The following is a 20362-nucleotide window of genomic DNA, read 5'->3' as shown; positions in this document are numbered from 1 at the left end:
CGGGCCAAAACGGGTTCTCTCTGGCAAAATCTCCGTCGAATTGGTTGGATAGGGCAGGGCAGGGAGGTTGGGTAGTGTGGTTGGGTTCCACCACCGCCTGTCCGGGCACCAACCCAGAGGAGTCCCATGTCGATCACCGTCAAAGGCGTCATCGCTCGATCGAAGGGCGCGCCGGTGGAGCTTGTCGACATCGTCATCCCCGACCCTGCACCCGGTGAGGTCGTCGTCGACATCGAGACCTGCGGCGTCTGCCACACCGACGTGCACTACCGTGAGGGCGGCATCAACGACGAGTTCCCATTCCTGCTCGGCCACGAGGCCGCCGGCCGGGTCAGCGTCGTCGGCGAGGGCGTCACCCACGTCGCCGTGGGCGACTTCGTCGTGCTGAACTGGCGCGCCGTCTGCGGCGACTGCCGCGCCTGCAAGCGCGCCGAGCCCTGGTACTGTTTCAACACTTTCAACGCCACCCAGAAAATGACCCTCACGGACGGCACCGAGCTCAGCCCCGCCCTCGGCATCGGCGCCTTCGCCGAAAAGACTCTTGTGCACGAGAAACAGTGCACCAAGGTCGACCCTGTCGCCGACCCCGCGGTCGTCGGACTGCTCGGCTGCGGCATCATGGCCGGCATCGGGGCCGCCATGAACACGGGCAACGTGACCAGGGGCGACTCGGTCGCCGTGATCGGATGTGGCGGCGTGGGTAACGCGGCGGTCGTCGGGGCCCGGCTCGCCGGGGCATCCGTCATCATCGCGATCGACCGCGACGCGAAGAAGCTCGCGACCGCCCAGACGCTGGGCGCCACCCACACCATCGACTCAGCCGGCCTCGACGAGGACGGCGTGGTCGCGGCCGTGCAGGCACTGACCGGCGGGTTCGGCGCGGATGTCGTGATCGACGCCGTCGGGCGTCCCGAGACCTGGCGGCAGGCGTTCTACGCCCGCGACCTGGCTGGCACCGTCGTGCTGGTGGGCGTGCCGACCCCCGAGATGATGCTGGAGATCCCGCTGCTCGACGTGTTCGGCCGGGGCGGTTCTCTGAAGTCGTCCTGGTACGGCGACTGCCTGCCGGAGCGCGACTTCCCGATGCTGACCGACCTCTACCTGCAGGGCCGCCTGCCGCTGGACGAGTTCGTCAGTGAACGAATCGGAATCGGGCATATCGAGGAGGCATTCGCGAAGATGGCCCGCGGCGACGTGCTGCGCTCCGTGGTCGTGCTCTGATGACGGCGCGGATCGAACACCTCGTCACCTCGGGCAGCTTCAGCCTCGACGGCGGCACCTGGGACGTGGACAACAACGTCTGGATCGTCGGCGACGACGACGAGTGCGTTGTGGTCGACGCGGCCCACGACGTCGACGCCATCCTCGCCGCGGTTGGCGACCGCAAGCTGGTGGGCATCCTCTGCACGCACGCGCACGACGACCACATCGGTGCCGTCGCCGGGGTGCAGGCCGCGCACACCGCGCCGACCTACCTCCACCCCGACGACATGATGCTGTGGGACCGGGTCTACCCGGATGCCCCGCCGAGCCGTCCGCTCGAGAACGGCCAGCGCATCCGGGTGGCCGGTATTGAACTCGAGGTGCTGCACACGCCGGGGCATTCTCCCGGCGCCGTCTGCTTCTATGCGCCCGCGCTCGGCACGGTCTTTAGCGGCGACACCTTGTTCCATGGCGGACCCGGCGCGACCGGCCGGTCGTTCAGCGACTTCCCCACGATCCTCGCCTCGATCAAAGGCAAGCTGCTGATGCTCCCGGCGAGCACCGTCGTGCTCACCGGCCATGGCGAGTCGACGACAATCGGCGCCGAGGCCGGGCACCTGGATGAATGGATCGCCCGCGGCCACTAGAGCGTGACCCCGGAAGACTAGCCGGGAAATCCGTCGAGCGGCGCCGCCGATGTGGTCAGAATCCGTTTCTGGCGGCACGGACTGTGGCTAACTCAGGAGATCCCCGCACGCCGGGGACGCCCACCGCGTGATGCCGCGGCACGTGTGCGGCCAAGAGGCATTGCGTTGTCAGATCTCCTGAGTCAGCCACACTGCGGCGGAGGCTGGTTCGGGACACCGGCTGCCCGCGGGCGACCCTGACCGGGCTCAGGCACCCGTCGGTTCGGGCCATCCCCTGTGGCTAATTCAGGAGATCCCCGTGCCCGGCCGGCACCCGCCTCGTGATTCCGCGGCCGATGCCGGCCCACACTCATCAGGCTCGCCATTCTCCTGAGTTAGCCTCAAACGGCCGGTGGCAGCAGGCAGTAATAGTGGGCAGCAGCGCGCAGCGACGGATGTCCGCAGCCGGCAGGTCAGCGGCGCACGATCGAGCGCAGCAGCCGCACAACCACGGACAGGGACGCCATGTCGTCCTGACCGAGGGCGTTGACCTCCTCGAACACGCTGCGAGCCCGTCCTAACTGTTCCGCGTTGAGCGCCTCCCAGGCGAGCAGTCGGGCGTCGGCGTGGCCGGCATGTGTTTCCTTCAGCACCGCCCGCGTCATATCGGCGACCGTCGAGTACAGGTCGTCGCGGAGGGCGGCGCGGGCCAGGGCCTGCCAGCGGTCCTTGCGCGGCAGCACGGTGATGCGCTCCAGCAGGTTGTCCACCCCGAACCGGTCGTAGACCGTGTAGTAGACGCCGGCGACGTCGGCCAGAGGCTCATCGACCTGCGCGGAGATCTGCGCCACATCCAGCAGGGCGAAGGCCTCGAAGAGTTCGGCCCACCGGCGACCGAGGTTCTCCGGAACGCCCCACTCCTGGGCGGTCTCCAGCAGGGACTGCACGCGTTTGAGGTCGCCGCCCTTGAGGTAATCCTCCAGGTGGGCGCGCATCAGGTCCATCTGCGGTTTGTACTGGGCCACCACCTCGCCCACCGGTCGCGACGCCCCCTGGTTGACCTGCCAGCGCACGGCCCGGTCGAGCAGGCGACGGATGTCCAGGTGGATCGACGTCCAGTGCTTGGTCGGGAACGACGACGGCAGGGCGTTGACCTCGGCCACGAGCACGTCGATTTCGAAGATCTCCCGCAGCGCGACGAAGGCTTTCGCGACCGTGGCCTGGTTCGCCGAGGTCTCCTCCATAGCCCGGAACGCGAAGGTCACGCCGCCGAGGTTGATCATGTCGTTCGCGACGACGGTGGCGATGATCTCGCGGCGCAGCGGATGCGTGTCGAGCTCGGCATCGAAGCGCTCGGACAGCTGCACCGGAAAGTACCGGCGCAGGGTTCGGCCGAACCAGGGGTCGTCGGGCAGGTCACTGTCCCGCAGCGTGGTCGCCAGATCGATCTTGGCGTAGGCCGCCAGCACGGACAGCTCGGGTGAGGTCAGGCCCTGGCCCGTTTCAAGGCGCTCCCGCAGCGTCGCCGTGGTGGGCAGCGCCTCCAACTCGCGCTTGAGGTCGCCCGAGGCCTCCTGCCAGTCCATCAGCCGTTCGTAGCTGGGGCTCCAGGTGGTCACCTTCGCCCGGTCGTTGAGCAGCAGGATGTTCTGGTCGACATTGTCTTCCAGCACCAGCCGCGCCACCTCGTCAGACATGGAAGCAAGGAACTCCGACCGCTCCGACTCGGCCAACTTGCCGGCGGCCACCATCCGGTCGACGAAGATCTTGATGTTGACCTCGTGGTCGGAGCAGTCCACCCCGGCGGAATTGTCGATCGCGTCGGTGTTCAGGATCACGCCGGTGAGGGCCGCCTCGATCCGCCCGAGCTGGGTCATCCCGAGGTTGCCGCCCTCGCCGACGACCTTGACCCGCAGATCCCGGCCGTCGACCCGGATGGCGTCGTTCGCTTTGTCGCCGACCTGCGCGGCCGTCTCGCTGCTGGCCTTCACATAGGTGCCGATGCCGCCGTTATAGAGCAGGTCGGCCGGGGCGGCCAGGATGGCGCGGAGCAGTTCCGGCGGGCTCAGCCGCACCGTCCCGTCCGGCAGCCCGAGTGCGGTGCGCACCTCGGCGGAGATCGGCACCACCTTGGCCTGGCGCGGGAAGACCCCGCCGCCGGCACTGATCAGGCTGGTGTCGTAGTCCGCCCACGACGACCGTGGCAGGGCGAAGAGGCGCGCTCGTTCCTGGAAGGAGCGCGCGGCATCCGGATTCGGGTCCAGGAAAATGTGCCGGTGGTCGAAGGCCGCCAGCAGACGGATGTGCTCCGAGAGCAGCATGCCGTTGCCGAAGACGTCGCCGGACATGTCGCCCACGCCGACGACCGTGAAGTCCTCGGCCTGCGTATCGACGCCCAGTTCGCTGAAGTGGCGCTTGACCGACTCCCATGCGCCGCGGGCGGTGATACCCATTGCCTTGTGGTCGTAGCCGATCGAGCCGCCGGAGGCGAACGCGTCGCCCATCCAGAAACCGTATTCGGCGGCGACGCCGTTGGCGATGTCGGAGAAGGTGGCCGTGCCCTTGTCAGCCGCGACGACCAGGTAGGAATCGTCGTCGTCGTGGCGCACCACCCGGGCGGGCGGCACGAGCCGCTCCCCCTCCGCCGTGGTCACCAGGTTGTCGGTGAGGTCGAGCAGCCCCCGGATGAAGGTCTTGTAGCTCCCGATGCCCTCGGCCATCCAGGCCGCGCGGTCCAGCGCCGGATCGGGCAGCTGCTTGGCGAAGAACCCGCCCTTGGCGCCGGTCGGCACGATCACCGCGTTCTTGACCGTCTGCGCCTTGACCAGGCCGAGCACCTCCGTGCGGAAGTCCTCCCGCCGGTCCGACCAGCGCAGCCCGCCGCGGGCCACCTTGCCGAAGCGGAGGTGTACGCCCTCCACCCGCGGGGAGTACACCCAGATCTCGTACTTCGGCCGCGGGAACGGCAACAGCTCGATCGTGGTCGGGTCGAGCTTGATGCTCAGGTAGGGCTTGTCCTGGAAGAAGTTCGTGCGCAGCGACGACTCGATCAGGTTGATCAGGGTGCGCAGCACCCGGTCGGCGTCGAGCGTGGTGACCGCTTCCATGGCCGCCGTCAGCTCATCCTTGACCTGCAGGCTGCGACGGATGCGCTCCGGCTCGGCCAATTCCGGATCGAACCGGGCCTCGAAGAGCGCCACCAGCCCTCGGGTGACGGCCGGATTTGCCAGCAGGGTATCGGCGATGAAGCCGTAGGAGTTGGTGTTTCCGGCCTGGCGCAGGTACTTGGCGTAGCTGCGCAGGATGACGACCCGGTGCCAGGGCATGCCCTCCCGCAGCACCAGTCGGTCGAGGCCGTCCGATTCGATGGCCCCGCTGACGGCGGCGCCGAAGGAGTCGGCCAGGAGTGCGCCGGTCGCGACCGGGTCCACACCCTCGGGGTAGCTCAAGCCCAGGTCGTAGAGGTAGAACGCGCGGCCGTCGGCGGTCTCGATCTCGAAGGGCACCTCGTCGAGCACCTCGATGCCGAGGTTCTGCAGGAACGGCAGGATCTGGCTCAGGCTCTTGGGCTCCATCATGTAGAGCTTGATCCGGGCATCCTCCGCCGTGACGCCGCGTCCTGCGGTGCTTCCGTCGTCGGCGTCGATGACCGTGTCACCGGCGCCCGTGCCGGTCGGAAGATACACGTTCAGCGCCGGCCGGATCGGCCCGGTCCCGGCGGCCGCCGCCGCGGCGGCGGCCGCGGCGCCGGCCTCGAATCGCCCGATGTCCTGCACGGCCTCCTCGAGCTCGTAATCCACCCGGTAGCTGGCGGGGAACGCCTCCGACCAGAGTTCGGAGAGGCGCTCCGCCTCGTCCAGCGGGTGGCTCTCGCGCAGTTTCTCGCCGATCCCCTCGGGCCAGGACCGCACCGCCATCACCAGCCGGTGCTCCAGCGCGACGGCGTCGACGACGCCGACCGTGTCGTTCTTCTGCAACCGGATGCGGAAGAACAGCCGGGCCAGCGCGGACTCGGTCATCCGGGCCTCGAAGTCGACGGACTCGGCGTGGAAGGTGTCCCGCAGCTCCTTCTCGATCCGCAGCCGCACGGCCGTGGTGTACCGGTCGCGGGGGAAGTAGACCAGCGCGGTCATGAACCGGCCGTAGACATCCGGGCGGAGGAAAAGCCGGGTGCGCCGCCGCTCCTGCAGACGCTGGATGGCCAGCGTGGTGGTGAACAGGGTGGGCACGTCGATCTGGAACAGCTCGTCGCGGGGGTAGGTTTCCAGGATGCCGAGCAGCTCCTTGCCGCTGTGCGACCCTGGCGGGAACCCGGCCTGGTCCATCACGGCGTCGACCTTTTCGCGCAGGATCGGCACGTCCCGCACCGAGCTCGTATACGCCGTGGCGGCGAACAGGCCGATGAAGCGCTGCTCCCCCCGCACGTTGCCGTCCGCATCGAAACTCTTGATCCCGATGTAATCGAAGTACGCCGGGCGATGCACGCTGGAACGCGAGTTCGCCTTGGTGATCACCAGGGCGCTACGCTCGCGCGCCTTGAGCCGGCCGGCATCCGTCAGGTGCTGAATCTGGTGCCCGTCTTCGGTGGAGCGCAGCAGCCCCAGGCCGCTGCGGTCACGGATGCTCAGCACGTCCTCTCCGTCGACGGTCTCCAGGTCGTACTCCCGGTAGCCGAGGAAGGTGAAGTTGTCGCGGTCGAGCCAGCGCAGCAAGTCCTGCGCCTGCTTGATCTCCTGGATGCCCTCGGCGTGGGCGACGTCGCCGAGCGCGTCGGCGATCTCCACGGCCTTCGTTCGCATGGCTTGCCAGTCCTCGTTGGCGGCGCGAACGTCGCCGAGGACCGTGGCCAGCCCGGCGACCAGAGCAGCCCGCGCCTCGTCGTTGGCGGTTTCGATCTCGATCGCGATCCACGACTCGACCTGGGTGACGGTCTCGTCGACGTCACCGGGCCGGGCGCCGTCGCCTCCGTGCACGCGGGTGACGCCGAGGAGCTCGTTGGTGTTCCGGTCGCGGGTCACGACGAGGAGCGGGTGCACTTCGAGGTGGATGGCCGAGTGCTGGCGCACCAGCTCGGCGGTCACCGAGTCAACCAGGAAAGGCATGTCGTCGGTGACGATGTAGACGATGCTGCGGCCGGCTTCGTTCCGGATCTCGATGTTCGGGGTGCTGGGGGTGCGGCTCTGGGCGACCTGCCAATGGTGGACGGCCCGCTCGCGGAGGGTTCCCCCATCGGAGTTCTGCCGGTCTTCCCCGGCCAGGTGCTCGTAGTAGTCGCCCAGGAAAGCGTCGAGTGTGCTGCCTGCCGGTGATTTCCCGGTGCGGGTGGACTCAGACGTCATTGAAATAAGCCTCCATCAGAAAATCTCCGCGTCATTGCGGATCACGTGCGTACGACCCAAGGCATGCAACAGCCACGCCCCTGTCTACCATCGTAGATTCCGTGGCCGGGTTCCACAGACCGAACCACCGCGCAGTCGTGGATCAGTCGCAAAGTGCACGCGCGTAGGCTGACCCGATGCGCGCGATCATCGTAGACACCCCCGGCGGCCCCGATGCCCTCACCCTCACAACGGTGAGCGACCTGCCCGTCGGGGCCAGCGACATCCGGATTCGGGTCGCCGCGGCCGGCGTGAACCGGGCGGATGTCGCGCAGCGGCTGGGCAGCTACCCGTCGCCGGCCGGGGCGCCGCAGTGGCCCGGGCTGGAGGTGTCCGGAGTCGTCAGTGAAGTCGGCGCCGAGGCAAAACGGTTCGCGGTCGGCGACCGGGTGTGTGCCCTGCTGGCCGGCGGCGGCTACGCCACCGAGGCCGTGGTGCACGAAGACCTGGCCCTGCCCGTGCCCGAATCCGTGGACCTCGTCGAGGCGGCGGGCCTGCCGGAGGCGCTGGCCACCGTGTGGTCGAACGTGTTCCTGAGTGCGGGGCTGGCCGCCGGGGAGACGCTGCTCGTGCACGGCGGCGCCAGCGGCATCGGCACCACCGCGATCCAGCTGGGCGTGCTCGCCGGCGCGCGGGTGGCCGCGACGGCCGGCTCAGCCGAGAAGCTGGCGGTGTGCCGCAGCCTGGGCGCGGAGATCCTGATCAACTATCGCGAGCAGGATTTCCCCACCGAAATCCAGGCCGCTACAGAGGGGCGCGGCGCCGACGTGATCCTCGACATCATCGGTGGCTCCTACGCGGCCCGCAACGTGGCGGCACTGGCGGTCGACGGCCGCATCATGGTGATCGCCAACCAGAGCGGCGAGAACGCCGACTTCAATCCGTTCCATCTGATGCAGAAGCGCGGCCGGTACTGGGGTACCACCCTCCGCTCCCGTCCGTTCGAGGAGAAGGCGGCCATCATGCGGGCCCTCAGGACGGATGTCTGGCCCTGGCTCGAGTCCGGCCGCTTCCGCCCGGTGATCGACAGCATTTTCCCGTTCGAGAAGGCCGCCGAGGCACACCGGCGGCTGGAGGCATCCGTTCACGTGGGCAAGATTCTGCTGGTCGGTGATTGAGCCCGTCGGGACTCGGGACTCGGGACTGAAACATGCGCTGGAAAAACAATCTGAAGGGAGGATGAGTTTTGAACAGCATCAGTCTGTTCGTGCCGATCCTGCCCGGCAAGCTCGACGCCTGGAAGCAGTTCACCAGGGAGTCGAACGCGCGCATGGGCGAGCACGCGGAGTCGCGCCGGCGGGCCGGCATCACCTGAGAAACTGGCACACCGAGAGCCAGTGGGTGGCCACGGCTAGTTCCGACACCGAGTGAGGATGCCGCCGTGGGTCCAGAGCTGCTCCACGTTGGTCGGCTTCCACTCTGTCGGCGACCTCCGGCGACACGAGGTCGGCCAGCCATCCGTCCCGAACGAATTCGACGGAGATTCTGCCGAAATCTGCCCTAAACCCAGTCTGGAAGGCGATTTCACCCAAAATCTCCGTCGAATTGGTTCGACGCCGAACCCGGCGCTCGCCCGTGCTGAACAGCGTCCGCGCGGTGCAGTCAGCTCTGCCAATCCGGGAGCGATGCAACCAACCGATTCGGACTCACTAGTTCTGGGCAGGCAAGGCACGGTATGCGCCCCGCGGGCCTGCTACCGTAAACGCTGTCGAATCCCCACCCGATTGGAACCACCCGCATGAAGAACTGGTCCTTCACCACCTGCGCCGTCGCCGGGTTCAGTTTCAGTGCCTTCGGGGTGGCCCTGATCATTCTCAACGCCGTGACGGCCAACGCGTTCCTCACCGTCCTGCTCTGGATGGCGGGCGTGGCCCTCCTGATCGGCGGATCCCTGTCGGTGCGTGCCCACCTGCTCTGGACGCGCGGCGACACCCAGTAGACGGGGCCCCGCCCTCGACGCTCAGTAGTCGAGGCCCCGCCCCTTAGATCGCGAATTCGCCGCCCGGAGCGCGCTCGGTCTCGGCGAGGCTGGCCGGCACATTCGTGGCGTTCACCGACTCGTCGCTGTAGGTGGAAGTGACCAGGATGGGCAGGTGGTCGGAGGTGCCGAGGGGCAGCGTCTCGACACTGTCGATGGTCAGCCCGATGGAGGTTGCCAGGTCGAAATGCCCGCGGAAGAACTTGTAGCGCGTGTACGTTCGGGTGTCGCTCAGGGTGAGGTCGTAGCCGGACTGGGTGATGTGGTCGCCGAGGCGCCCCTTGAAAATCGGGTAGTTGTAGTCGCCCACCATCAGGGTCGGCAGGCCCGGCCCGAGCACGTGCAGTTCTTCGTGCGCGGTGCGGATCTGGTTGCGCCGCAGGGAGTTGAGCGCGGTGAGCGGCGCGGCGTGGAACGAAGCGACGACGATTTCGCGGTGGGCGGCGAGGTCGGTCAATCGGGTGCCGATCAGGCGCTCATGCGCGGGGGTCAGCACGCGGTCGTGCAGTGACTTCTTGAGCGCGAAGGTCTGGGTGCGCTCGTTGGTGAACCGGTCCATGCGATAGTAGATCGCCAGGCCGAGTCGGTTGCGCACAGTGGAGTCGGCGAGGTGCAGGAGACCGATCTCCTCGGGGAGCTCGAGGGTGTCGCATTCCTGCAGACAGAGGACGTCGGGATCGTAGTTCTCGGCCAGGGCGATGAGCTCACCACTGGCGCGATTCTTGCGGAGGTTATAGCTGATGACTTTCACGACTGACCTTTTTCGACTCGACTCGGCTCGCTGAACACCCACCTAGCCTACGTTTGCGACGCAGAAATGCTATATCGGCTGGGTGAATTCTCGGCGGCCCTCATGCGAGACTCGGGGCATGATGCAGGATGCGACGGCCACAGTGACGGCCACAGTGACGGCAACGGTGACGGCCACGGTGGAGTCGGTCAGCCGAGACGAACGGCACGCGTTCAGCAAGCCGACGGTCCCGGACATCCGTTTGATCGCGGGATTCGGGGTGGAGGGCGACGCTCACGCCGGAGCCACGACGCAGCACCGCTACCTGATCGTGAAGGATCCGACCAGGGCGAACCTCACCCAGGTGCACTTCATGCCCGCCGAGCTCTTCGACGAGCTGCGGGGGGCCGGCTTCGAGGTCTCCCCCGGCGAGCTGGGCGAGAATATCACGACCCGCGGGCTGGATCTGTCCGGCCTTCCGCGGGGTGCCCGGCTGCGGCTCGGCACCGACGCGGTCGTGGAGATCACCGGGCTGCGCAACCCGTGCTCACTGATCAACGGGTACCAGAAGGGGCTGATGAAGACGCTGATCGACACGGATGATGCCGGTCAGGTGATCCGCAAGGCGGGGATCATGGGAATCGTCGTCACCGGGGGAAGCGTCGCTCCCGGGGACCCGATTCGGGTGCGGCTGCCGGCCGGGGAACACCTGCCGCTCGGCGTGGTCTGACGCTTGGGTAACGGCAGTCGGCGACCCTGCTAGTCTCGGCCTCACCTGACCTGTGGAGGAGCCCCGATGGCACGCAAGAACTACACCCCCGATCAGAAAATTTCCCGCCTCCGCGTCTACAACATCGTGGCCGGCTCACTGCACCTCGTGCAGGCCCTGGGCTTCGCATACGTGCTCACCCTGCTCAGCACCCAGGTCACCTTTGCCGTCACCGCCGACTATCTGTCTGCTCCTCCCGGCGTGCCGCTGCCGCCCGAGCGGGTGACCCTGTTCGACGTCAACGTGGGCATCGGCGTCGTCTCGTTCCTGGCGCTCTCGGCCTTCTTCCATTTCCTGATCTCGTCGCCGAAATTCTTCCCCCGCTACGCGGCGGGGCTCAAAGCCAACCGAAACTACTTCCGCTGGGTCGAATATTCCCTGAGCTCCTCGATCATGATCTGGCTGATCGCCCAGATCACCGGCATCACCGACATCGCGGCCCTGTTCGCGATCTTCGCCGCCAACGCCGCCATGATCATGTTCGGGGCACTGCAGGAGAAGTACGAGACACCCGGCAACGGCAAGTTCCTGCCCTTCATCTTCGGGTCGATGGTGGGCGTGGTGCCGTGGGTCGTCATCCTGACCTACTTCATCGCCCCCGGCTCGAACACCGAGGCCGCACCGCCGGCTTTCGTCTACGGCATCATTATTTCCCTCTTCCTGTTCTTCAACACGTTCGCCGTCAACCAGGTGCTGCAGTACCGTCAGGTCGGCGGCTGGCGCGACTACCTCCGCGGCGAGCGCGCCTACATCACGCTGAGCCTGGTCGCCAAGACCGCGCTGGCCTGGCAGGTGTTCTCCGGCGCGATCATCCCGGCACTCACCTAGGGCAATCGTTTAGCCGACCAGCTCGGGCCCAAGCTGGTGCCGGGCACGGCAGAAGCACCACCCCCGTGCTTCGAAGCCGGTCCGCAGCGCCACCTCGTAATCGTCCCGGGCGAAGCCAGGGACAGCTGTCGTCTCACCGACGTTCCGGGTCAACAACGACCCCGCCAGGCGACGGCTACAGCGTCGACGGACGAGTGCCCGCAGAGCGCGCACTCGGGGAGTGGGCACCCGTAGCGCGGCCGCCCGCGTCGGAGCCGTCGAGGAACTCGAGGACGTCCGGCAGGAGGCGTGGGTCTGAGATCGCGGCCATGTGCCCCTTGCCGGGGTAGAGGATGAGGCGGGCGTTGGGGATGCGCGCCACCGTCTCGCGGAACAGCTCGGGCGTGTAGAAACCGTCCCGGTCACCACCGATCAGCAGGGTGGGCGCTTCGATCTCGCCGAGCCGGTCGCGCAGGTTGAAGGCGTCTTCGGCGCGAATGGTGGTGATCAGGTCGGGGCTGGCCTTGCCGAACGTGCGGGGTCCGAGCATCCAGCCCATGCCGGCTGCCAGCCGACTCGGGGGCTTGTCGCCGAGGACACTGAACATCTCCCGGCTGGCCTGCCGCGGGCGCCCGGCAAGAACCACTTCAGCGACCCGACGCTGCACCTTCTTGCCGTTTGGCCCCAGGGTGTAGGCCGCGCAGACCACGACGAGACGCTGCACCACATCGGGATGGTCGGCGGCGAGTTGCAGGGCGATGCTCCCGCCGGTCGACGTGCCGATCACGTCGATGGGCCCCGGAAACTCCAGGCGCAGAGCGTCGGCGTAGTCCCGGGCGATGTCGGCCATGCTGGCGTTCGGGTCGAGGCCCGGGCGCGGGGTCAGCCTGAGCACGCGATGCCGGGCCGCCACCGGAGCCAGCATCCGGGTCACAAGCATGCGCTCGACGCCGACCGTCGGTTCAAAGTTCTGGGTGAGGCCCGGGATGGCCACCAGCGGTGAGCCCGTGCCGAACCTCAAATAGGGCATCCCTCCGAGGAGGGTGCCCGTTCGCCGAGCCATGGTGCGCGCATCGGTGACATTCTGTGTTTGTGTCGCGGGGGGCATTGAATTGACCCTTTCGTTTCATCGACGGTTCCGGATGCCGTCAGCCGGCTCCGCGGAGAGCGGTGCGGCAGAGAGTGGTGCGGCAGAGAGCGGTGCGGCAGCGATCGGCCCGGCAGCAACCGGCTCTGGCGTGGCCGGCTGGGCAGAACCGTTGGTGACACTACCCGCGCCGCGGGACCCCCGAAAGCGTCCCGGCAGATTCGGCCGGGGTTCAGGAGAGTCTTCCCACCCTGAAGCGAACGAGAGGAACGTGATTTTCGAGCGAAGTGGTGCCAGCATAAGGAGTGGGTCTGCACCTGGGAAGGGGCGCCCGACTGCGGGGTCGCGTGACAAATGGGCAGCGGCATCCGTCTAGATGAGTGAGAACCCATTGACGGAAGGCACCAGCTTCCACCATCGAACGGACCCCACATGACGAGCACCGATCTGCACCACGACGACCTGACCGATGACGTGAGCGCACCCCGGCTCGCCGCGGTCGTCTACAACCCCATAAAGGTTGACGTCGACGAGCTCCGGGACGCCGTCGAGGCCCAGCAATCGGCCGCCGGTTGGCCGGAGACGCTGTGGTTCGAGACGTCAGCTGAGGACCCGGGGCAGGGACCGGCCCGGAAGGCGATCGAAGCCGGGGCCACCATGATCATCGTGGCCGGCGGCGACGGCACCGTGCGCGCCGTCGCGGAAGCCGTCCACGGCACGGAGTGCGCACTGGCGCTGCTGCCGTCGGGCACCGGCAACCTGCTCGCCCGCAACCTGCAGCTGCCCCTCGCCGACACCGGGCTGGCCCTGCAAGCCGCGTTCGCCGGCCAGGACAAGGTGATCGACGTGTGCCTGATCGACATCGAGCGGGCCGACCGGTCGGTCGACCGGCACGCCTACCTGGTGATGGCCGGGCTCGGCCTCGATGCCAAGATGCTCGCGAACACCGACGACGACCTCAAGGCGAAGGCCGGCTGGCTGGCCTACGTGAAAGCCATGATCGCCGTCGGCAAGGACGACAGCGATCTCCGGTTCCGGTACCGGCTCAACGCGAAGCCCGAGCAGGCGATGCGCGCGCACACCATCATGGTCGGCAACTGCGGGTCGCTTCCGGCCAGCATCGAGTTGATTCCCGACGCCGCCCTCGACGACGGACTCTTCGACGTGGTCGTACTGAAGCCGGAGGGCTTCGGCGGCTGGCTGCAAATTCTGTCGAAGGTGCTGTGGGAGAACGGCGTGCTCAGCCGAACGGTATTGGGCCGCAAACTGCGCACCAATGATGTCGACGCGCTCAACTACGCCACCGGCACGAAGCTCGTGCTGCGGCTCAACCGTCCGGAAGAGATCGAACTCGACGGCGACGGGTTCGGCACCGCCGTGGCCTTCAAGACCTGGGTGGATGCCGGTAGCCTCACCCTGCGCGTGCCGAGCGACGCCGCGTAGGCGGCGCGGACATCCGTCGCCCTTTCCCGTTCCACTCTGCTCGACGGGCGGGAGGTGCGCCGCTCTGCGGATGGCATGCCACCAGCGAAGCGGCGCGGCATCCGCGCCGGCACGACGGGACACGGATGCGTTGACGGCTGCACACCCGGTAGCAGTCAACGGCCGCCGCCACCGCCGCCGGAGTATCCGCCCCCGCTGCCGGAGCTGACGGGAACCGTGGCAGAGGTGAGGACCGAGGCGACCCAACCGTTCATGGCGACGCCGAAGCCGCTCGCGGTGAAGCCTCCCTGCGACACGATCCAGCCCGGCGCCGGCGCCCCGTGCTCGTAGAGCACGACGAGCTCCTTCGCCCAGTCCCGTTCGACACCCCAGAGCACCGCGAAGGGGAGCAGCTCCTCATAGAGCTTGACCAGTTCGACGGTGTCGGGTGTTTCGACGGTGTCGGGTGTTTCGACGGCATCCGTCACCGGGCTCGGCAGCGCCCCCGAAGCGACACCCGGCATGGCAGGCATCGTGACCCGCAGCGCGCCGTCCGGGCTCTGCAGCATGCGGAAACGCTCCTCCTCGGCGAGCTCTAGATAGACCTTCAGTCCCTTGAGGTAGTCGCGCTGATCGGCCCCGGAATCGGTGAGCTGCACCGTGCCCTGGGCGAGGTAGAGGGCCAGGTAGAGGAACAGCGCTGCGATGACGGCGACCGTCATCACCTCGCCGAACTTCGGGGAGCCGTCGATCAGCGCCACCGCACCGAGGATGGCCAGGGCCGGCAGCAGCACGACGGCCATTCCGATGGCGATCCACCTGCCGCCGCGGCCGGTCACCTTGGCCCGCCAGCCGCGCTCGATGACCGACGCTGTCGCGGCGGGGAGGAACGCGCTCAGTTTGGCAGCGAGTGTGCTGTCGGCGACCCCCAGTTCCCGCGTCGCTCCGATCGTCAGGCGGGGGAACAGCGTCTCCAGCAGCTTTCGCTCCTGAGCGTCCACGCCTTCCACGGTCAGCAGCTGCAGCGTGTAGTCGCCGCCGCCGGCGCTGACCGGATAGTCGAGGATGCGCACCGTGCCGCGCACCGCCAGGCTCACAAGCTCTGCGGCGATAGCCGTCTTCGACCGATTCGCAAGGTCTCCCGCCTCCAGCAGGTTGTAACCCTTCGGCACGCTGTACTGGGCGATGATGGTGCCTCGGCCGCGGGCGTCGCGCTGGCCGAGTCGGCGACGGATGAAGGCGAGCACGACCCCGAGAAAGCCGACAGCCGCCACCAGGAACAGCAGCCCGGTCGCCGGTTCTCCCCCGCCGTTGTCCGAATCGCTCGCACTGTAGCTGGCCGAGGCCGGCACCGACACGAAGGTGCCGGGTGCAAAGCCGATGGCCACGGTCAGGTTCTGCCGCGGACCGAGACCCTGCACGGACGAGGTGAACAGCTGGCCCGTGGATCCGGGCACTGCGGCATCCGTGGTCTGGCTGATCTCGCACCGGGCGCCGTCGTCCTGGGCCCCGGAATAGCAGGCGGTGTCGCCGGTGAGGAACTCGGCGACGCTCGGGTCGACGTGCACGCGCGCGGTGACGGAGCCGAACGACTGGTCGAACCCGGTGCCGTTGGTGTCCCAGTAGAGCTCGTCGTCGTCGGTGTCGGCGAACGCGCGCACCACGTTCTGCTGCGTGTAGGTGATCGTGTAGGTCTGCTGGCCGCGCACGAACTCATCGGTGCCGAGCGGCACCTCGGTGACGGAGCCCTGGTCATAGGTCTCGAAGTAGACGGGGGCTCCGGTGGCGTCGGTGACCGATTCGACGGTGGTGTTCAGCGGCACCCCGTTGTAGTCGTTGGGGAGGAGGCGCACCATGCCTCGGTTCTGGTCGAAGTTCGGAAACTGCGCCACGAACGTCTCGACCGTGCGCAGGGTGGAGTGCCCGGCGTCGTCACGGGAGAGGTAGTAGTCGGCCTCGAAGGAGGTGAATGTGAAGTCACCGGTGTCTGCCGACGCGGCCAGGGGCGTCCCGACGGCCGGCATCCCGAGCTCGAGCGCCGCCGAAACCGCGAGCGCGGCGATGACCTGCACGAATCGACGTAACGGATGTCTGGACGGTGCGATCCCGTGCATATTGCCGCTCCCTGTTTCTGTCGGAGCCGGGAGCCTCGATGCGGCGTCGACCGCGCCGAGCCGTGCTGTCCCCACAACATCCGCCCTTCGAAGGCTAGTGCAGCACGGGTCCCTTCGGTGCATGCGAACCGACAGCTGAGAGCCCGGCAACGAGAAAACCGGTCGGCCCCTCCACGAGGGGACGACCGGCTTTGGTGCTACGGGTAGTCAGGGCATCAGTACCAGTTGTTGGCTTGCGAGTGAGACCAGGCGGCGCACGGGGTGCCGTAGGAGGAGGCCTTGATGTAGCCGAGGCCCCATGCGATCTGCGTGGTCGCGTTGGTGGCCCAGTCGCTGCCGGCCGTCGCCATCTTGTTGCCGGGCAACGCCTGCGGGATGCCGGTGGCACCGCCGTTGGAGTTCACGGCGTCGTACTTCCACTCCGATTCCTTCTGCCACAGCTGGTTCAGGCAGGAGAACTGGTCGGCGCCCCAGCCGTACTGGGACGCGGCCATGGCCTGAGCCGTGGCGCGCGCGCCGGCAGGAGTGTTGCCGGAGGCCAGCGACTGGGCACGGGTGGCTTCAGCGGCGGCGGCCTGAGAAGCGGCCTCAGCGGCGGCGGCGGCCTCAGCGGCGGCCTCAGCGGCGGCGGCCTCGGCGGCGACCCGATCGGCTTCGATCGACGCCGCGGTGACGGCGGCAGTCTCGGCCTTGGTCTGGGCGGTCAGCGAGGTGATCTCGTCGAGAGGGAGGATCTCGTAGCTGGCGAGCGAGCTGGCGACCGCGGCGAGGCCGGAGGCATCCACCTTGTCCTGGGTGGCGGCGATGACCTGATTGGCCTCGTTCAGGGTGATGGATGCCGAGTTGTCGACGTGCGCCTTGGCGACCGCGCTGTAGGCGCCGAGCTGTTCACGGTGCAGGCCGGTGCTGTCGGCGAGTTCGGTTGTGGCCGAGACACGGTCCTGGGTGGCGGAGGCGGACTGACCGGCGAAGCCGGCGCCGACTGCGAGGCCGGTGACGGCGAGCACACTGGTGGCGATGAGCACGATGCGGTGCGGACGGTTGATCTTGGTGGGGCCGGTGGTGCTGTTGCTGCTGGGAATGCTGTTGCTTCGCTTATTTTGGGCAGCGAATCGGATGCGGATTTCTTCGGGTGTTTCGGGCATGTATGTGCGCTTGACTTCCGTGTTACGCAAGCTCGCACGCGTGCGCGCGCCAACTCACTGAGCAGCGGGCCTGCGCTTTCGGGGGACGGCGCAGACGAAACTTATACTCTGTCTCATGTTTCTGAACAAACGCTCAGTATTCTGTGAAAGTCATGGGTAGCCGGGCCGGGACACCGGGTTCGGCGGGCCCCGCGCGGCGGCCCTGGTCTCGCTGTGCGCGTGCTGCGCCGCTGCGCCGATGGCGTGCCACGCGCGGAACGGCGCAGCTACCGCGCCCGCGCGGCGCAGCTGCCGCGCGGCGAATGAAGAACGCCGCGGGGATCGCGAACAGCGAGATCACGGCGCCGCACAGGAACGCGGCTGGAGCCCGTGATGAGCAGTTGGGTGGGCCCGGAGCGGTCGGCAGCCAGCCCGCAACCGAGCCGATGCCGCCGGATTCCGCATTCAGGTTGCTGAGGCCGTAGACGAGCTTGCCGAAGCCGGGCGCCGAGAGGATGACCAAGACCACATCGATCGGCGTCTTGCGCGGAGTGGTGACGTTCTTCAGCCCCAAGCCGCCCACGACGAGCACGCTGAGGGCGATCAGGAGCACGAGGTTGAACATTTAGCGCCAGCCGAGCACGCTGAGAATGGCGCCCGAACTGCTGGAGCCGATACAAGGGCGACCGAGAAGACGATGGTCAACAGCAGCGCGAATATGGTCGTCGTGCCGGTGGCCCGTACGATTCAGGCGGCCAGCAGCGTCGGCGGCAGCGTGGCGGTCTCGTGCGCGGCGAGGGATTCAAACCGCGCCGCTCCGGGCGGATCTGCGGGATTCAGCCCGTCGCTCCCCGTGTGTTACGCCAAATGGCGAGTGCTGTGGCGCCGTCAACGACCGCGCCGCAGGATGGGTGGCATGCCCAGACAAATTCGCTTCAACGCTTTTGACATGAACTGCGTCGCGCACCAGTCCTCAGGAATGTGGCGGCATCCGCTTGACCAGTCCTGGCGATACAAGGACCTCTCCTATTGGACCGACCTGGCCAGGCTGCTCGAGCGAGGCACTTTCGATGGCATTTTCATCGCCGATGTGCTCGGAACGTACGACGTCTATGGCGGTTCGAACGAAGCAGCGATCCGGCACGGGGCCCAGGTTCCCGTGAACGACCCGATTCTGCTCGTCTCCGCCATGGCGGCGGTGACCGAGAACCTCGGGTTCGGCGTGACCGCGGGTACAGCGTACGAGCATCCGTACCCGTTCGCACGACGGATGTCGACGCTCGACCATTTGACGAAGGGTCGCGTCGGCTGGAACGTCGTCACCGGTTATCTGCCGAGCGCCGCCCGCAACATGGGGCATGAAGACCAGTTGGAGCATGACGACCGCTACGACGTCGCCGACGAATATCTCGAGGTGCTGTACAAGTTGTGGGAGGGCTCGTGGGAAGACGATGCCGTCATCCGCGACCGGGAGACCGGGGTGTTCACCGATCCGAGCAAGGTGCATGAGATCGGGCATTACGGCAAGAACTTCACCGTGCCGGGGATCCACCTGTCCGAGCCGTCGTTGCAGCGCACGCCGGTGATCTATCAGGCCGGGGCATCGCCGCGCGGTATCGCCTTCGCCGCCGGCAACGCCGAGGCGATCTTCGTGGCCGCTTCGACCAAGTCCGGCCTCACCGCGACTGTGAGCAAGATCCGGGATGCGCTCGAGCAGGCCGGTCGAGACCGGTACTCCGCGAAGATCTACACGCTGCTGACAATCATCACCGACGAGACCAGCGAGAAGGCGCACGCAAAACATCAGGACTACCTCTCCTACGCGAGCGAAGAAGGCGCCCTGGTGTTCATGTCGGGCTGGATGGGCATCGATCTCTCCCGGTATGACCTCGACGAGCCGATCGGCAACGTGAAGAGCAACGCGATCCAGTCGGCGGTGGCAAATTTTCAGGCCGCGAATGATGACGGCTCCGAGTGGACCGTGCGTGACATCGCGAAGCTCGGCGCAATCGGCGGCCTGGGGCCGTTCATCGTCGGCTCACCGGAAGAGGTTGCCGATCACCTACAGGAGTGGGTCGCCGATACCGATGTTGACGGGTTCAACCTCGCCTACGCGATCACACCCGGAACGTTCGAAGACGTGGTCGAGTTCGTGATTCCCGAGCTGCGTCGTCGCGGGGCCTACCCGGAGGAGTACGTCGAGGGCACTCTACGCAACAAGTTGCACGGGCGCGGCGACCGTCTGCCCGAGGAGCACCACGGAGCCGATTATCGACTCGGGGAGAACCAATCCGTTAGGTGACGAGCGGCGACCGCCGCTCGCCCTATGCAATCCCCGACTGCACCAGCAGCCGGGGGAAATCCGTGCGGCGGCGACCGGCCAGTTTGAGCACCTGCTCACGCTCGCGCCGCAGCACGACCGGCGGCCGCGCGGTGGCGGCGGCCAGAATGCGGGCAATGGTCTCGGGCCACGGCACTCGGTGAGCGCGGGTACTGCGCCTATGTCCGCACCCGCCGCAACCGGATCGGACCCTTCGCCGTCGACGGATCGACCACGGCCCCGCCCTGCGTGATCTGCAGGTCACCGCGGGCGACCATGCGGCGTGCGGCGCGTCGGGCCGGCTCCATCAGGTCGTTCCAGCCGTCACCGCCGACCACTTTCGCCGCCTCGGACGGGCAGATCGTGGCATCCGTCGCCCGCGCACTGAGCAGTGTCGCGATAGCCTCTTCCAGCTTGAGGTCGGTCGCCGTGACCCCATGTGCGCGGCACGCGGTCGAGCAGTACTTCACCGACTCCCAGTTGTCGGCCCACTTCATGCGCCACTCGATGCGCCGCCCACACGAGGCACACGTCTTGTCCGCCCGGTCACGGGCGGGGTCAGAATCGGCGGGTTTTCGTTGACGGTGGGCCATGCCTTCTATCCTGCGGGATGGCGCGGGTCGCCGAGAGCCGCCGAGAGTCGCCGTTTGCGCCGAGCGTCGCCGTTCCAGCGGCGATTCTCGGCAGAATCGGCGACTCTCGGGGCTGCAGGGCGCCGGGCAGGGCGCCGGGCAGGCCGCCAGGCAGGGCGCGCCCGACCCATCGGCGCCGCGGGCGTGACGAATTCGGCCCGCATCCGTCTTA

General features: G+C 67.6%; 17 protein-coding genes. 9 read left to right on the top strand and 8 right to left on the bottom strand.

What is annotated here, in order from left to right:
- The first annotated feature begins 126 nt into the window (after positions 1 to 126).
- Together E3T34_RS09480 and E3T34_RS09475 are read left to right on the top strand one after the other, a co-directional pair.
- On the top strand, positions 127 to 1221 hold the full coding sequence (locus E3T34_RS09480) for an S-(hydroxymethyl)mycothiol dehydrogenase (protein ID WP_104099245.1): 1095 nt from the start codon (positions 127 to 129) through the stop codon (positions 1219 to 1221).
- On the top strand, positions 1221 to 1850 hold the full coding sequence (locus E3T34_RS09475) for an MBL fold metallo-hydrolase (RefSeq protein ID WP_104099246.1): 630 nt from the start codon (positions 1221 to 1223) through the stop codon (positions 1848 to 1850). Before E3T34_RS09480 ends, E3T34_RS09475 begins: the two co-directional genes overlap by 1 nt.
- Before the next feature lie 452 nt (positions 1851 to 2302).
- On the opposite strand, the gene E3T34_RS09470 is transcribed toward E3T34_RS09475, so the two are convergent.
- Positions 2303 to 7168 (bottom strand): NAD-glutamate dehydrogenase, encoded by a 4866-nt coding sequence (locus E3T34_RS09470; RefSeq protein ID WP_134342837.1) that lies wholly within the window; start codon positions 7166 to 7168, stop codon positions 2303 to 2305.
- 176 nt (positions 7169 to 7344) lie between these two features.
- Here E3T34_RS09470 and E3T34_RS09465 point away from each other — a divergent pair, with 176 nt between their 5' ends.
- From E3T34_RS09465 to E3T34_RS09460, 3 genes are all read left to right on the top strand, one after another.
- The gene (locus tag E3T34_RS09465) at positions 7345 to 8325 is read left to right on the top strand and encodes an NAD(P)H-quinone oxidoreductase (protein ID WP_134342836.1); all 981 of its coding nucleotides are present in this window, start codon (positions 7345 to 7347) and stop codon (positions 8323 to 8325) included.
- Between the two features lie 68 nt (positions 8326 to 8393).
- Complete coding sequence (locus E3T34_RS16745) at positions 8394 to 8522, top strand: hypothetical protein (RefSeq protein ID WP_255570929.1); 129 nt, start codon at positions 8394 to 8396, stop codon at positions 8520 to 8522.
- A 423-nt stretch (positions 8523 to 8945) separates the two neighbouring features.
- On the top strand, positions 8946 to 9146 hold the full coding sequence (locus E3T34_RS09460) for a hypothetical protein (RefSeq protein ID WP_134342835.1): 201 nt from the start codon (positions 8946 to 8948) through the stop codon (positions 9144 to 9146).
- A 43-nt stretch (positions 9147 to 9189) separates the two neighbouring features.
- Here E3T34_RS09460 and E3T34_RS09455 read toward each other — a convergent pair whose 3' ends face one another.
- Entirely contained in the window at positions 9190 to 9936 is a 747-nt protein-coding gene (locus tag E3T34_RS09455) for an endonuclease/exonuclease/phosphatase family protein (RefSeq protein WP_134342834.1), read from the bottom strand.
- A 118-nt stretch (positions 9937 to 10054) separates the two neighbouring features.
- Between E3T34_RS09455 and E3T34_RS09450 the strand changes: the two genes are divergently transcribed.
- Both E3T34_RS09450 and heR read left to right on the top strand, forming a co-directional pair.
- A complete protein-coding gene (locus E3T34_RS09450; protein WP_241976752.1) occupies positions 10055 to 10645 on the top strand; it encodes an MOSC domain-containing protein in 591 nt (196 codons plus the stop codon).
- Positions 10646 to 10711: 66 nt separating this feature from the next.
- Entirely contained in the window at positions 10712 to 11512 is an 801-nt protein-coding gene (gene heR, locus E3T34_RS09445) for a heliorhodopsin HeR (RefSeq protein WP_134342833.1), read from the top strand.
- A 175-nt stretch (positions 11513 to 11687) separates the two neighbouring features.
- On the opposite strand, the gene E3T34_RS09440 is transcribed toward heR, so the two are convergent.
- A complete protein-coding gene (locus E3T34_RS09440; protein WP_166785877.1) occupies positions 11688 to 12521 on the bottom strand; it encodes an alpha/beta fold hydrolase in 834 nt (277 codons plus the stop codon).
- A gap of 489 nt (positions 12522 to 13010) precedes the next feature.
- On the opposite strand from E3T34_RS09440, the gene E3T34_RS09435 reads away from it, so the two are divergent.
- A complete protein-coding gene (locus E3T34_RS09435) occupies positions 13011 to 14021 on the top strand; it encodes a diacylglycerol kinase family protein (RefSeq protein WP_134342831.1) in 1011 nt (336 codons plus the stop codon).
- Positions 14022 to 14176: 155 nt separating this feature from the next.
- Here E3T34_RS09435 and E3T34_RS09430 read toward each other — a convergent pair whose 3' ends face one another.
- The 3 genes from E3T34_RS09430 to E3T34_RS09420 all read right to left on the bottom strand — a co-directional run bounded on the left by E3T34_RS09430 (position 14177) and on the right by E3T34_RS09420 (position 17863).
- Positions 14177 to 16114, bottom strand: a complete 1938-nt coding sequence (locus E3T34_RS09430) for a DUF2207 domain-containing protein (protein WP_166785876.1) — start codon at positions 16112 to 16114, stop codon at positions 14177 to 14179.
- A 215-nt stretch (positions 16115 to 16329) separates the two neighbouring features.
- Entirely contained in the window at positions 16330 to 17259 is a 930-nt protein-coding gene (locus E3T34_RS16020) for a hypothetical protein (RefSeq protein WP_174722154.1), read from the bottom strand.
- Between the two features lie 133 nt (positions 17260 to 17392).
- A complete protein-coding gene (locus E3T34_RS09420; protein ID WP_134342829.1) occupies positions 17393 to 17863 on the bottom strand; it encodes a hypothetical protein in 471 nt (156 codons plus the stop codon).
- A 291-nt stretch (positions 17864 to 18154) separates the two neighbouring features.
- Between E3T34_RS09420 and E3T34_RS09415 the strand changes: the two genes are divergently transcribed.
- Positions 18155 to 19540, top strand: a complete 1386-nt coding sequence (locus E3T34_RS09415; RefSeq protein ID WP_134342828.1) for an LLM class flavin-dependent oxidoreductase — start codon at positions 18155 to 18157, stop codon at positions 19538 to 19540.
- Positions 19541 to 19562: 22 nt separating this feature from the next.
- Here the strand turns inward: E3T34_RS09415 and E3T34_RS15850 are convergent, their stop codons facing one another.
- Positions 19563 to 19715 (bottom strand): hypothetical protein, encoded by a 153-nt coding sequence (locus tag E3T34_RS15850; RefSeq protein ID WP_166785875.1) that lies wholly within the window; start codon positions 19713 to 19715, stop codon positions 19563 to 19565.
- Between the two features lie 22 nt (positions 19716 to 19737).
- Positions 19738 to 20151 (bottom strand): DUF2256 and DUF3253 domain-containing protein, encoded by a 414-nt coding sequence (locus E3T34_RS09410; protein WP_134342827.1) that lies wholly within the window; start codon positions 20149 to 20151, stop codon positions 19738 to 19740.
- Positions 20152 to 20362: the final 211 nt, after the last annotated feature.

The organism is Cryobacterium sp. TMT1-62, assembly GCF_004403145.1.
Lineage (GTDB): Bacteria > Actinomycetota > Actinomycetes > Actinomycetales > Microbacteriaceae > Cryobacterium > Cryobacterium sandaracinum.
This window is presented reverse-complemented; position numbering and strand designations above follow the sequence as displayed.